Origin of the sequence: Mesorhizobium sp. M0088, from assembly GCF_040322895.1 — a bacterium.
Classification (GTDB): Bacteria; Pseudomonadota; Alphaproteobacteria; order Rhizobiales; family Rhizobiaceae; genus Mesorhizobium.
This window is the reverse complement of record NZ_JAMYUI010000044.1, coordinates 14,448-27,515: the sequence shown is the minus strand read 5'-3', so window position 1 is coordinate 27,515 and position 13,068 is coordinate 14,448. Positions and strand designations below refer to the sequence as shown.

The 13,068-nt window shown below is 62.6% G+C and carries 9 protein-coding genes and 1 tRNA gene; 9 read left to right on the top strand and 1 reads right to left on the bottom strand.

The window, feature by feature from the left end:
- Positions 1-340: 340 nt before the first annotated feature.
- The 5 genes from NKJ67_RS33890 to NKJ67_RS33870 all read left to right on the top strand — a co-directional run bounded on the left by NKJ67_RS33890 (position 341) and on the right by NKJ67_RS33870 (position 6,600).
- Positions 341-1,228: a D-alanyl-D-alanine carboxypeptidase family protein gene (locus tag NKJ67_RS33890; protein WP_352585705.1), complete on the top strand. Its 888-nt coding sequence runs from the start codon at positions 341-343 to the stop codon at positions 1,226-1,228.
- Between the two features lie 620 nt (positions 1,229-1,848).
- Positions 1,849-2,769, top strand: a complete 921-nt coding sequence (locus tag NKJ67_RS33885; RefSeq protein ID WP_128306092.1) for a DUF1003 domain-containing protein — start codon at positions 1,849-1,851, stop codon at positions 2,767-2,769.
- Between the two features lie 228 nt (positions 2,770-2,997).
- Positions 2,998-3,074, top strand: a tRNA-Arg gene (locus tag NKJ67_RS33880).
- A gap of 419 nt (positions 3,075-3,493) precedes the next feature.
- Positions 3,494-4,063 carry a site-specific DNA-methyltransferase gene (locus tag NKJ67_RS33875; RefSeq protein ID WP_352585703.1) on the top strand — a complete coding sequence of 190 codons (570 nt, stop codon included), beginning with the start codon at positions 3,494-3,496 and terminating at the stop codon, positions 4,061-4,063.
- Positions 4,060-6,600 (top strand): DEAD/DEAH box helicase, encoded by a 2,541-nt coding sequence (locus NKJ67_RS33870; protein WP_352585701.1) that lies wholly within the window; start codon positions 4,060-4,062, stop codon positions 6,598-6,600. The genes NKJ67_RS33875 and NKJ67_RS33870 overlap by 4 nt, the downstream gene beginning before the upstream one ends.
- Positions 6,601-6,674: 74 nt before the next feature.
- On the opposite strand, the gene NKJ67_RS33865 is transcribed toward NKJ67_RS33870, so the two are convergent.
- Positions 6,675-7,799 (bottom strand): LacI family DNA-binding transcriptional regulator, encoded by a 1,125-nt coding sequence (locus NKJ67_RS33865; protein WP_352585699.1) that lies wholly within the window; start codon positions 7,797-7,799, stop codon positions 6,675-6,677.
- Between the two features lie 559 nt (positions 7,800-8,358).
- Here NKJ67_RS33865 and NKJ67_RS33860 point away from each other — a divergent pair.
- The 4 genes from NKJ67_RS33860 (at position 8,359) to NKJ67_RS33845 (ending at position 13,068) form a co-directional block, all read left to right on the top strand.
- A complete protein-coding gene (locus NKJ67_RS33860; RefSeq protein WP_352585697.1) occupies positions 8,359-9,321 on the top strand; it encodes a sugar-binding protein in 963 nt (320 codons plus the stop codon).
- A gap of 115 nt (positions 9,322-9,436) precedes the next feature.
- Positions 9,437-10,975, top strand: coding sequence for a sugar ABC transporter ATP-binding protein (locus NKJ67_RS33855; protein ID WP_352585709.1), 1,539 nt, complete (start codon positions 9,437-9,439; stop codon positions 10,973-10,975).
- Between the two features lie 61 nt (positions 10,976-11,036).
- Positions 11,037-12,032, top strand: a complete 996-nt coding sequence (locus NKJ67_RS33850) for an ABC transporter permease (RefSeq protein WP_023810673.1) — start codon at positions 11,037-11,039, stop codon at positions 12,030-12,032.
- 136 nt (positions 12,033-12,168) lie between these two features.
- Positions 12,169-13,068: an aldose 1-epimerase gene (locus NKJ67_RS33845; RefSeq protein WP_031213037.1), complete on the top strand. Its 900-nt coding sequence runs from the start codon at positions 12,169-12,171 to the stop codon at positions 13,066-13,068.

The window sequence follows — 13,068 nt, the reverse complement described above, 5'->3', positions numbered from 1 at the left end:
CAAGGTCCGGGCGGCCGCCCGGACCTTGGCTCAATCGCTCTAATCCCACGAAATCTCTCTCGTGTAGATACAAGGTGGCTCGGCGGAGCCGAGACGGAGCGGGGGAACGGCGCCGGCCGTGCCAGGTAAGGTTGCGATACATTTCGTTTGGAGATGGCGCCCGACGAAATCCCCTCTCCGTCCGCTGCGCGGCCACCTCTCCCCACTTCGTGGGGCGAGGAACCAGATCTATGCCCTCGACAATCCTGGGACTGTCGGCCATTAACCAAATGGACGCATCACTTGCGTTACGTTAGCTTCGTCTCATCTCAGCAACAGCCGACCCAGAACAGTCCTGCCCTTGTCCAACCTGCGTCCCCTTCCGCTCATCCAGAGAGTTTTTGCGGCACTCGCCCTGCTGGTGCTGCTTGCCGGCTGCGCCACGACGCCGCCCGACAGCGTGCTGGCCGTGCCGGCGCCGGCGCAGAAATATGCCGCTATCGTCGTCGACGCCAGGACCGGCAAGCAGCTGTTCGAAGTCAGCTCCACGGCGCAGCGCTATCCGGCCTCGCTGACCAAGATGATGACGCTCTATCTGCTGTTCGATGCTCTGGAGTCCGGCCGCGTCACCAAGCAGACGCAGATCCCGGTGTCGGACCATGCCGCCTCGCAGCCGCCGACCAAGATGCGCTTCCGGCGCGGCGAAAGCATCGACGTCGATTCGGCGATCCGCGCCATCGTCGTCAAATCGGCCAACGACGTGGCGGTGGCGGTCGGCGAATATCTCGGCGGCAGTGAAGATCAGTTCGCCGCCATGATGACATCCAAAGCCCGCCAGCTCGGCATGACCAGCACCAGCTTCCGCAACGCGTCGGGCCTGCCCGACGATGGCCAGATGACGACGGCGCGCGACATGGCGGTGCTCGGCATGGCGCTGCGTCAGCGCTTTCCCCACCAGTTCCACTATTTCTCCGAAAGCGACTTCATGTTCCGCGGCAGGCTGGTGCGCGGCCACAACGACATGCTCGGCCGCGTGCGCGGCGTCGACGGCATCAAGACCGGCTACATCAGGGCCTCGGGCTTCAACATCGTCACCTCCTACAATGCCGACGGCCGCAATCTGATCGTCGTGGTGATGGGCGCCGCCTCAGCCCGCCAGCGCAACGACCATGTCGAAGCGCTGATCCAGCGGAGCCTGTCGCCGACCATGGACGGCGCCAAGACGAGGCTGATGTTCGCCGAGCAGTAGTGGCCGCGGCGCGGTTCGCGTCTGGGCGCCCGGTGATGGATAGGAATTTTTTCTTGACTGGTGAGGGCAGCTACGCTACTGTTTTGGGTATGGTGCCGAGTCGCGCCAATTGACCCACTGGAAACGTGACCCGCCCGCAAGGCGGGTTTTTTATTGCCCGCAGCCGTGCAGAACCTTGTGCACGTTGGCGGGACAGCACCCCCCTCTGTCCTGCCGGATGTTCGTCGCTCGGAAAGCCAAGCAATTGGCTTTCCGCCCGCTGCGCGGACCGCTCCTCAACCCCCGCAAGGGGGGAGATCAGCGGCTTCGGCGCTACGCTCACTCATGTGACGGTGGAAATTGGCGAAATCCGGGATGACAGTCAATCTCCCTCCTTGCGGGGGAGATGTCCGGCAGGACAGAGGGGGGTGATTGGCGCAAACATCGGGCAAGTTCTTCACCGCAAGCGACACTCGCAGGTCGCGGCATGGATCCTCGGGTCTGCGCGTCCGCTTCGCTCCCGCTCCGCCCGTGGATGACGAAGTCGGGAAGCGATCAAAACACTTGTAGTCCCACGAAATCCGTCGCGATGCTGGCGATGTTGCGGCATACGTCGCCCAGCACCCTCAGGAGCCCGCATCATGAGCACCGTCCCCAAAACGCCCGAGCAGGCGGAAGACAACCAGCACGACAGCGGCGGCGAATATTTCGAGGCGCCGACCCTCAGTGAGCTGGAGGCCGATCCGGTGTCGGACGAGCACTTCGAGACGCCCGAAGTGCCGGACTCCGAACCTGCGGGCCCAGGCGCCCACCGCGGCAAGCCGAAGAAAAAACCGTCGGCCATATCGGGCCGCAAATTCCGCAAGCGCGATCTGGTGCGCATCGACACGCTGCGCCCGAGCCTCGCCGACCGCATCCGGTCGGACCATCCCGACCTGCCGGCCGGCGCCCGCATCAGCCGCGCCGAGCTCGGCCGCTACCGCATGCGCTACATGGAGGAGCTTCTCCAGCAGGAGCACGGCGAATTCTCCGAGCTCGACCGCCAGGTGGTCGAATCGATCGCCAGGCAGGACACCATTTCCGAAAACTCGGAAGAGGAATTCGAGGAGCACCGGACGTTCGCCGACCGCGTCTCCGACAACATGGCTTCCTTCGGCGGCAGCTGGTGGTTCCTGATCTCGTTCGGCAGCGTGCTGCTGGTGTGGATCGGCATCAACCTGATCGCCGGCATGAGCGCCGCCTTCGACCCCTACCCCTTCATCCTGCTCAACCTGCTGCTCTCCTGCATCGCCGCCATCCAGGCGCCGATCATCATGATGAGCCAGCGGCGGCAGGAGTCCAAGGACCGCCTGCGCTCCTTCAACGACTACCGCGTCAACCTCAAGGCCGAGCTCGAAGTGCGCCATCTGCACGAAAAACTCGACTACCTCATCTCGCGCCAATGGACCCGCCTGGCCGAAATGCAGCAGATGCAGCTGGATGCGATGCACGAACTGGCGGGCGCGAAGAAGCCCAAGCGCGCTGTGCGCAGAAGGCGGGCGGTGAAGAGTGAGGCGGGGTGAGGAGTGGTCCGCGCAGCGGACGAAAAGCCAATTGCTTGGTTTTTCGAACGACGAACGCCCTGAGCCTGGGAAGGGCGGGCGGGCGCGAACCTCATAGGCCGTAGCCAGGGCGCACCGAGCCAAGTCGCGGAGCCAATCTCCAATTGCCCGTTGAAGCCCGCGCCTGCTTCCGCTAAGAAGCCGTGACTTGCCGGTTCATCGGCTGGTTCGTTTTCCGGATTCCGGAAAGCACCCGTAGCTCAGCTGGATAGAGCGCTGCCCTCCGAAGGCAGAGGTCACAGGTTCGAATCCTGTCGGGTGCGCCACAGACGAGGAGAATCTGCAGCTTGCCTCGATGCAGGATCGCAGCATCTCATGGCTCGCAGCATAAACCCACGTCCCTCTACGTTAACCGTCTGATGGATCTTTGATAAGCGCCAATCGATAGACCGCGAGCGCTGCCGCAATCATTAGAAGAAACGAGTAAATCAGAAGCAGGCAGTGTGCGGGTGCAGTTTTATATTTAAGGCAGATGCTGAAATCTTATGTTTGCGTGGCATTTCGTCCCCCCATTTTAGTTTCTGGCGCAGCGTAGTAGTGGCCGAGCCAAATCAAATACAAAGCTCAGCGCAATGCTTATGTGACGGCCTATTCGCTGCGATAGGAAATCTATCGACACACTTCCACCTAGCCGTACATAGCAGCCGATATGACCACTCCGCCAGAGGCCTTCAGGTCATCGCAAATGCAATATTTCCGCGCCGAAGACCGAGGCCCCCCACGGCCGCAGATCCGCGCGCTCCTCAGCGCGAATTTGCTTATTGCCGAGGATGGCGGCGACCGACGTTTCATCCTGGTTTCCTCCACCGAAAAGACTGAGGAAGAGCCCGACAAGAACCTCGCCCGCGACGTAACCTCCGAGCGTATCCGTCGCTTGAACCGACTGGAGGAGGGTAAACATACCGAGCTTTCCGCCGGCTTTGCCTATCTGCGCATGCGCGAGGTTGAATTCGAAGACCTCGACTATGACGTCGAACCGCAGGAAATGTGGTCGGCGGTCGAGGCCATGCACGGCCTGCCGCTGACCGTGTTTGACGCGGACGCACCGTTCAATGCGCATGAAAGCGACGAATCGACGTTGGTTTTTGCCGACAAGCCGGATCAGGCTTTGCGCGTCTTCCTTGAGCTGCAGCCTGCGGGGCGGCCCGTATTTGTTTACGCGTGGACACCTGGCGCCATCCGCGAATGGGATCTTCCTGATACGATCGAGTTGCGCGCGGTGCGCGAAGTTCTAAAACAAAGATTCCAGCAATGAGCGCCGAGCCTGCAAGAAGGGCTGGCGACACGCTGCATACCCTCGCAGGCTACCAGTCGAAGGCGCGCGACGCGCTTCGCGACACGGTCAGGCGCATTGCCGGGTTGCAGGTCGAAAATCCAGTGCAGCGCGAGATAATCGCACGTGAGCTTGGCGTGGTCTTGTTGCAGGCGCCTACCGCCGCCGGCAAGACTTTGATCCTTGGCCGGACCCTGGAAAGCCTGCGCGGCGCGGTGCTTGGCAAATTCGCCTGGTTTTGGTTCACCCCGTTTGTCGGCTTGGTCGAGCAGACCAAGGACGCGTTGTCAGCGCAATGCCCGTCGCTGCGCCTGCGTGAGGTTGCCAAGGATAGGACAGCGGAAAGCACTCGCGACGGCGATGTTTTTGTGCAGACCTGGGCGACCGTCGCTGCCAACAATGCCGACGCGCGAAAGGTGCGCCGACGGGCCGAGGATTCCGGCTCGATTGACGATTTGATCAGCGAACTGCGCGACAAGGGCTTTTCTATCGGCGTGGTTATTGACGAGGCGCATGTGAATTTCGGCACCTCAGCCCACGCCGCAGCCGAATTCTATCTGAATGTGCTGAAACCTGACGCGACAATTCTCGCCACCGCGACGCCGAATGACGAAAAGCTGGAGTCCTTTGAGAAAGAGGCGGGCATACGTGTTGAAAGCCGGGTGGTCGTCGACCGTCAGGCGGTGGTCGACGCGGGACTGAACAAGATCGGCCTTGTGTTGGGCATTGTGACGTTTGGTGAGGAAGACAGCAAGCTGGTCGATCCTGAACAGGCCGCGTTCGCCGCCGGCTGGGCGCGCCACAAGAAGATTAGGAACGAACTGTCCGATCGTGGTATCGCCGTTACGCCCCTGATGCTGGTTCAGGTCGAAGACCAGAAGACGGGCCAGGCTGACCCTGTCGGACGCGTGCGCGAAAAGCTTGTACAGCTTGGCGTGCCTGCCGCCGCGATCAAGTCGCACACGTCAGGCAAGCCGGACCCTGACTTCCATGCCTTCGCCCATGATCCCGATGTAGAGGTGTTGATTTTCAAGGTGGCTGTCGCGACCGGTTTTGACGCGCCGCGCGCCTGGACGCTGGTTTCCGTGCGACCAAACCGCGGCGTTCAATTCGGCTTACAGATAGTAGGGCGCATTATGCGTGTGCATCCTGCAGTGCGGCATTTGCACAAGACGGTTCCCCTGCTTGACAACGGCTTTGTGGTGCTGACCGACCCGGAATTGCAGGGCGGCCTTGATGCGGCGGTGGCTGAATTGAAGGCCGTGCGAGAGTCCATCGACACGATCACCGACCACTTGAACGTCGTGCAGTTCGGCAGCGGCGCGCTGGTATTGCAGGACATCCAGGCGATACGTGGGGAAGGACTGTACTCAAGCGAGGAGCGAACTCAGCGCATCGACCAACTGGTGGAACAGGGTGTGCTGTTTCCCTCGGCGCGCAACGAACCCCCCGAATTTCAGGAGCGGCTGCTCAAAGCTGTCGACGCGGGCGTGGCGGGCGACTTGTTCGGCGATCTGCCGATCCAGCAGCAGCAAGTAAAAAGTGGAGGTAGCCCGGCGCGGAGTCGCGCGACGCTCTATCGACTGCGCATCGAGCTGGGTCTGCCCGAAACGATGAAACGAGAAGAATTGCCGGCTATCCAGGCAGCCGGCGCCGACTTCGCTGAGATAGTTGGCCGTGAATTCGTAAAACGTATTCCCATCGCCGACTACCTGCTGGAACGCGGAAAAGCCGGCGAACTGCGACTGCGCGAGTTGTTCCAGAACCGCAGCGAGCTGTCGGAGCGGCTGAATGTGCCGATCTCTGCTGCTCGCGTTGATGATTTGGCTCAGGCAGCCTTCCAGTTTAACGATCAAATCGATCCGCGCGACCTGAAGCGCTCGATCTTGCGGGCGCTGGAGCGCGTTGCGGATGAAAGAGCCGTGCCGACCGACGAGCGCATGCTCAGGCGCGGCGTGGCGCTCGCTGCGCTGGAGCAACAGCAAGCGATGCGTGACGCCGTGCGTGCGGCGCAACGTCTGCGCATGACGGTTGAAGACGGAGATCGGATCCCCTTGAACTTAGTTGACGTTGAGGGATTGCAGCGTGCCGAAAAAGCCGCACATGGCATCTTTCCCTCTGGCATGAATCGCCCGGAAAGCGCATTTGCCCGGCTGCTCGACAAGGACAGCAGCGGCACAATTTTATGGTGGCTGCGCTGCACAGAAAACACCAAATGGGCGCCAAAACTGGTGCTGCCCGACGGCAGCAACTTTTTCCCCGATTTTGCTGTGGGCGTGGCGCGCCGCTCGAAACCCGATGGTATCGCGCTGATCGAAGTCAAGGATGACGGTGAAACGGGACGCTTGCAGTCTGATCGCAACACGATCAAGGCGCGAGTCGACCATTCGACCTATGGCAAGGTGTTCTGGGGAACGGTTCATGGCGAGGATTTGCCGGTACGTCTTTTGTTTGACGACAGGGTGAACCGGTTTGTGTCGACTGGCGCGTTTGATCTGGCCAGCCTAGTTTACGATTAAGCGAGAATGTCAGCGCGCGTTTCGATGGGACTGATGCCAACACGCACAGTTTGGCCGCTTCGGACCAAGGGCGCCTATCCCACTCCCCCCACCCCCCTTACACTCTCCCTTTCCACCAGCGGGCACTCCAGCTTGGTGATCGGATACCGCCCCCGTCCCGGAGCCGCCGGCGCCTCCAGCTGCTCGATCGCCCATTGGCCCATCGCCATGTGCGGCAGGATCGAGGTCGTGAGCGGCGGGAACAGATGCCGGGCGATTTCCTCGTCGTCGTAGCCGACGACGGAGATGTCCTGCGGGATGTGCAGGCCGGCTTCCTTCAGCGCTTCGTAGCAGCCGATCGCGGTGCGGTCGTTCTGGCAGAAGATGGCGGTGGGCTTTTCCTTCAGCGCCAGCAGCTTGACGGTCGCGGCGTAGCCGGCGCTGGCCGACCAGTCGCCCTCGACCACCAATTCGCCGTCGAACGGGATGTCGGCGGTGGCGAGCGCGCGGCGGTAGCCCTTCAGCCGGTCTTGTGCCGCCTGCATCCACGGCTCGCCGGTGATGGTGGCGATGCGGCGGTGGCCGTGGCTGATCAGGTGCCGGGTCGAGCTCTGGCCGCCGGCGATCTCGCTCGGCACCACAGCCGGGAAGGCGTAATCCGCCGTGTAGCAGTTGAGCAGGATCACCGGGATGTCGAGGCCGTAGAGGTAATCGGGCGCTGATATCTCGCGGGTGAAGATGGTCATGTAGATCAGCGCCGAAATGCCCCGCTTGGTGAGTGCGGCGATGGCGCGCGGCTCCATGACGGAATCGCCCAGCGTCTGCGCCACCAGAAGCACGTTACCGGCGTTCCACGAGGCCTGCCGCGCGCCCTCGATGGCGACCACGGCTTCCGGGCTGGTGGCGAGCTGGTCGACGGCAAAGCCGATCACCCCGTCGAGTCCTTCGAAGGCGGGCCCCTCGAAGGCAGGCAACGCCGGGTGAAGCGCCTCGAAGGCGGGCGCGGTGTAGCCAAGCGTCCGCGCGGCTTCGATCACCCGTTCGCGGGTCTGCTGCGACAGCTTGATCCCCGGCGAATTGTTGAGCACGAAGGAAACGGTCGCCTGCGAGCAGCCGGCGGCCCTGGCGATATCGATCATGGTGACGCGGCCCTTGGCGCCCTTGGCCGGCGCCTTGCGCCGCCTCGCTGTGTCGCTGGCCCGATCCGTCGTCTCGCTCATGGCAAATCCCAGTCTGGCAGGCCGGTCAGGCCGGCAAGATGGCGTGACGCCATCGATGCATAGAGATAACGTCAACGCCGTTTATAACTATTAGTACGCCGGAGGTCCATCCGCCGTGGATCTCCATACAAGCCAAAACTCAAAGGGTGAAAGGCTTGGGCTGCGGCTCAGCGGTGACCACGGCTCGGCGGCGGGCACACTGCGAAACCCCGGCATTGGCTCGGAACTAATACTGTTTACTAATACAAAAATGCGCTGTACCGTCAATCCGTCGCGTCCGGCCGGTCACGTCCGGGGCGGCGGGAGAGTACGAAAAATGGCCCGGTGGCGAGCGGATCCTACCTCCGCAAGCCTTGTCTCGGATATGTGATATGTCAGACAAATCGGACTATTTACGAACGAAGGATGAGTCTCTAAGGTCCATGATCGTGGCTGGAACGACGCCATTCTTTCGGTGCCGGGAACCCCTTTTAGGAGGAGGGCGTCCACGCTGCAAACGGCAAATCAGGTCAGTGCAGGATCGGCCGGTCCAACGACTGAGCCAAACGGGAGGTTGAACATGAAATCCTTGATACGAACTGCATCCGTAGCCGCGACCGCGCTGCTGCTTGGCCTGTCGGCCACGGCCATCGCGCGCGCCCAAGACAAGCCGACGCTGGCCTTCGTCGTCAACGGCGCTTCCGATTTCTGGAAGGCCGCCGAAGCCGGCGTCAAGAAGGCGCAGGGCGAACTGCCCGACTATACGCTCGAGCTCAAATATCCCGAGCAGTCCTCGGTCGCCATCCAGCAGCGGCTGATGGACGATCTGGTCACCGCCGGCGTCAAGGGCATCATGGTCTCGGCTGTCGATCCCAAGACCTCGACCGACGGCCTCAACAAGATCGCTTCGGAAACGGCGCTGTTCACCACCGACTCGGACGCCCCGCAGACCAAGCGCGTCGCCTATATCGGCTCGTCCAATGTCGATGCCGGCAAGCAGGCGGCCGAAATCGCCAAGAAGGCGATGCCCGATGGCGGAAAATGCCTCGGCTTCGTTGGCCTGCTCGGCGCCGACAATGCCAAGGAGCGCATCCAGGGCATGAAGGACGGCCTCGCCGGAACCAAGATCGAGCTGATCGACGTGCGCGGCGACGACATCGACCAGGCGCGCGCCAAGAAGAACGTCGAGGACGCGCTGGTTGCCAGCCCCGACGTCACCTGCATGGTCGGCTTCTACTCCTACAATACGCCGCGCATCTATGAAGCGCTGCGCGACGCCGGCAAGCTCGGCTCGATCACTGTCGTCGGCTTCGATGACGATCCGATCACGCTGGGCGGCGTCAAGGAAGGCACCATTGCCGCCACCGTCGTGCAGCAGCCCTTCGAATGGGCCTATCAGGGCATGAAGCTGATGGCGGCCTATCTCAAGGGCGACAAGTCGGGCATCCCGGAAGGCAACCTCATCATCATCCCGACCAAGATCATCGGCAAGGATGACGTCGACGCCTACGCCGCCAATCTGAAGGCGATGGCCGGAAAATAAGACTTGAAGCAGTTCAGCCGGCTCAACGTCGCTTGGGCCGGCTGCTCGCATTGACGAACCGCACGCGGATCGTCAGTCTGCCAAAAAGTCGGCCCGCCAATCGCTGTCAGGCATGATGAATTATTCCGACACATCCATCGCAGCAACGACGCCGTTCCTCAGCCTCGAGAACGTGCGCAAGACCTATCCGGGCGTCGTCGCGCTCGACGGCTTCTCCATGGAGGTCAGGCCGGGCGAGGTCATCGGCCTCGTCGGTGAAAACGGCGCCGGCAAATCGACCTTGATGAAGATTCTCGGCGGCGTCACCAAGCCGGACAGCGGCACGATCACCGTCGACGGCACCGCGCATGACAGGCTCTCCGTCGAAGGCAGCCTGGGTTCGGGCATCGCCTTCGTCCACCAGGAACTCAACCTGTTCGACAATCTCGATGTCGCCGCCAACATCTTTTTCGGCCGCGAGCCGTTGCGCGCCGGGCCGCTCAGGCTCGTCGACCGCGCCAAGCTGCGCACCATGGTGGCGCCGCTTTTGAAGCGCGTCGGCGCCAATTTTTCCGCCGACACGCCGGTCGCGACCCTGTCTCTGGCGCAGCAGCAGATGGTCGAGATCGCCAAGGCGCTGTCGATCGAGGCGCGGCTGGTCATCCTCGACGAGCCGACGTCGAGCCTGCCGCTCGCCGAGACCGACAAATTGCTCGACGTCATCAAGGCGCTGAAGGCCGACGGCATCAGCGTCATCTTCATTTCGCACCGCCTGCACGAGGTCGAGCGCGTCGCCGACCGCGTCGTCGTGCTGCGCGACGGCATGCTGGCCGGCACGCTGGGCAAGCATGACATCGGCCACGACCAGATGGTCAAGCTGATGATCGGCCGCATGCTGAAGGAGCGCGAGAAAGCCTCGGAGGCGGCGCGTGCGCCCGGCGCCGTAGCGCTTGCGGCCAAGGCCATTCGCACGCCTGCCTATCCCGGCCGCCCGGTCGATCTCGACGTCAGGCGCGGCGAAATCCTCGGTCTTGCCGGCCTTGTCGGCTCCGGCCGCACCGAACTGGCGCGGGTGTTCTTCGGCATTGACTCGAAGCTCGGCGGCGCGCTGGAACTCGACGGCAAGCCGCTTGCGCTGGCTTCCGCGGCGGATGCCGTCGCGCAAGGCATCTTCCTGGTCCCGGAAGACCGCAAGCTGACCGGCATCCTGCTCGACCTGTCGATCGCGCAGAACATTTCGCTGCCCAATCTGCCGGCGCATGCGCGCCGCTCCCTGGTGTCCTCAAGCGCCGAGACCGCCACCGCCGAGAAACAGAAGAAAGATCTCGGCATCAAGGCGCCTTCGGTGCAGACGCGCACCGGCACGCTGTCGGGCGGCAACCAGCAGAAGGTCGTGCTCGGCAAGTGGCTGGCCATGAATCCGAAGGTGATGATTCTCGACGAGCCTACGCGCGGCATCGACATCGGCGCCAAGGCGGAAATCTACGGGCTGATGCGGGCGCTCGCCGATGCCGGCGTCGCCGTGCTGATGATCTCCTCCGACATGGAAGAGGTGATCGGCGTGTCCGACCGCATCGCCGTCATGCATGAGGGCCAGATCTCCGGCATTCTCGACAAGGACCGGTTCAGCCAGGAAAACGTGCTGCTGCTGGCAGTGGGCAAGCAGCCGAAATAGTTTCTTGTTTGCCACGGGTTCCGGTCCGGAACCTTCCAGGGCGGGCATTGGGGAGAAGACGATGAGCAAGAAAGATCTCGGCCTGCTGATCCTGATCCTGGTGGTCGGGGCGATCGTTGCGATCATCAATCCGCGCTTCCTGCTTCCGATCAACCTCGCCAACACCTCGAACCTGATCGGCCTGTTCGGCATCCTGTCGATCGGCCAGGCCTTCGTCATCATCACCGGCGGCATCGAATTGTCGGTCGGCTCGGTGGTCGCGCTGCTCGGAACGCTATTCATCGACTTTATCGCCGTGCGTGGCATGGGATGGCCGGTTGCCTTCGTGCTCATCCTGGTGCTTGGCGCCATCATCGGCCTGGCACATGGCTGGCTGATCACAAGGCTCAAGCTGCAGCCCTTCGTCGTCACCCTGTGCGGCCTTTTGATCTACCGCGGCGTCGCCCGCTTCTACACTGGCGACGGCACGGCGGGTTTTGCGTTCGGCCAGAATTTCCCCGACCTCGAATTCCTCACCGCCGGGCGCTCTTATGGCGTGCCGAACAGTTTCATCGCGCTGATCGTTATTTCGATCGTCATGTGGGTGGTGCTGCACCGCTCGGTGTTCGGCCGCTATCTCTACGCCATCGGCAAGAACGAGGAGGCGGCGAAATATTCCGGCATCCGCACCGGCCGCGTCGTCATCGCCGCCTACGTCATCTGTGGCGTGCTGACGGCGCTGTCGGCGATCTATTTCGCCATGTACACGCGCTCGATCTCACCGGCCAGCCACGGCCAGTTCTACGAACTCTACGCCATCGCCGCCGCCGTGCTCGGCGGCTTCTCGCTGCGCGGCGGCGAGGGCTCGCTGATCGGCGTCATCCTCGGCACGGTGCTGCTGCAGGAGCTGCAGAACCTCGTCAACCTGCTCGGCATCCCGTCCTCGCTCAACTTCGCGGTGATGGGCGGCGTCATCCTCATCGGCGTGCTGGTCGACCAGCAATGGGGCGTGTTCCGGGAACGGCGGCTGATGGTCGACGCCACGCGCAAGAGCGCTTCCGGCGCGGCCGCGGAATAATCGCCCTGCCAAGACGCGCCGCGCGTTTGTCGGCGCCTGGCGGCATGAATGAAATGGTTGCGGCCTTGCCGCCCTTCTGCGATTGCGGGACGTCTCCACATCATGCCGGAGGTCGGTGGCGGACGAGTGGCAAGCCATGAGAGCGAAACCTGAACTGTTGATGTTGAGGGCAGGGGCGCTTGAAGCCGAACTGGCGCCGCAAATCGGCGGCAGCGTGAGCGCGCTGCGCTGGCGCGGCATCGATCTCCTGCGCCGGCTTTCGGACGGGGATCGCGATACCGGCAATGTGCTTGGCGTGGCCATGTTTCCAATGACGCCCTACGCCAATCGCATCACTGGGAACGCTTTCGACTTCGGGGCGCAGCGCTGGCAGGTCCTGCCCAACAATCCGCCGGAGAAATTCAACGTGCACGGCAGCGGCTGGCAACACGCCTGGACTGTCACCGAGACAGCAGCCGCGAACGCGACGCTGACGCTGGACATTGCCGCCGGAGCCGAGCCCTATTCCTATCGAGCGACGCAGGCTTTCGCGGTCACCGAAGAGGGGCTGAGCGTCACCATTACGCTCACCAACACCGGACCGGTTACCTTGCCGTTCGGTTTTGGCCTGCATCCCTGGTTCGATCGCGATCCGGACGTGACATTGCAATTCGAGGCCAAGCGCTTCTACCTCGAAGAGCCGGATGGCATTTCCGGTGATCCGATCACACTTCCGCCCGAACTCGACTTTGCCGAGGACCGGCCTTTGCCAAACGGCTGGCGCAACAGTGATTACGGCGGCTGGAGGGGCGAGGCGATCATTCGTTTTCCAACCCGCGGTGCCGGCTTGCGGATCAAGGCCGACCCGGTCTTCAAGCATCTGATGCTCTACGCCGATCCGACAAAACCGTATTTCTGCGTCGAGCCGCAAACGAATGCCTCCGGTGCTTTCAACCGGGGCCGGTGGGACGATCCGGAGGAAGGCGTGATCGTGCTGGCCCCTGGCGAAAGTGCTGCCGGCACCGTCTTGTTCATGCCTTTTGCGCTTGAAGGCTAG

Excerpts from the sequence above, each read along its gene's own strand:
- NKJ67_RS33885 (WP_128306092.1), top strand. The coding sequence starts at position 1,849 with ATGAGCACCGTCCCCAAAACGCCCGAGCAGGCGGAAGACAACCAGCAC.
- NKJ67_RS33875 (WP_352585703.1), top strand. The coding sequence starts at position 3,494 with ATGCAATATTTCCGCGCCGAAGACCGAGGCCCCCCACGGCCGCAGATC.
- NKJ67_RS33870 (WP_352585701.1), top strand. The coding sequence starts at position 4,060 with ATGAGCGCCGAGCCTGCAAGAAGGGCTGGCGACACGCTGCATACCCTC.
- NKJ67_RS33865 (WP_352585699.1), bottom strand. The coding sequence starts at position 7,799 with ATGAGCGAGACGACGGATCGGGCCAGCGACACAGCGAGGCGGCGCAAG.
- NKJ67_RS33860 (WP_352585697.1), top strand. The coding sequence starts at position 8,359 with ATGAAATCCTTGATACGAACTGCATCCGTAGCCGCGACCGCGCTGCTG.
- NKJ67_RS33855 (WP_352585709.1), top strand. The coding sequence starts at position 9,437 with ATGAATTATTCCGACACATCCATCGCAGCAACGACGCCGTTCCTCAGC.
- NKJ67_RS33850 (WP_023810673.1), top strand. The coding sequence starts at position 11,037 with ATGAGCAAGAAAGATCTCGGCCTGCTGATCCTGATCCTGGTGGTCGGG.
- NKJ67_RS33845 (WP_031213037.1), top strand. The coding sequence starts at position 12,169 with ATGAGAGCGAAACCTGAACTGTTGATGTTGAGGGCAGGGGCGCTTGAA.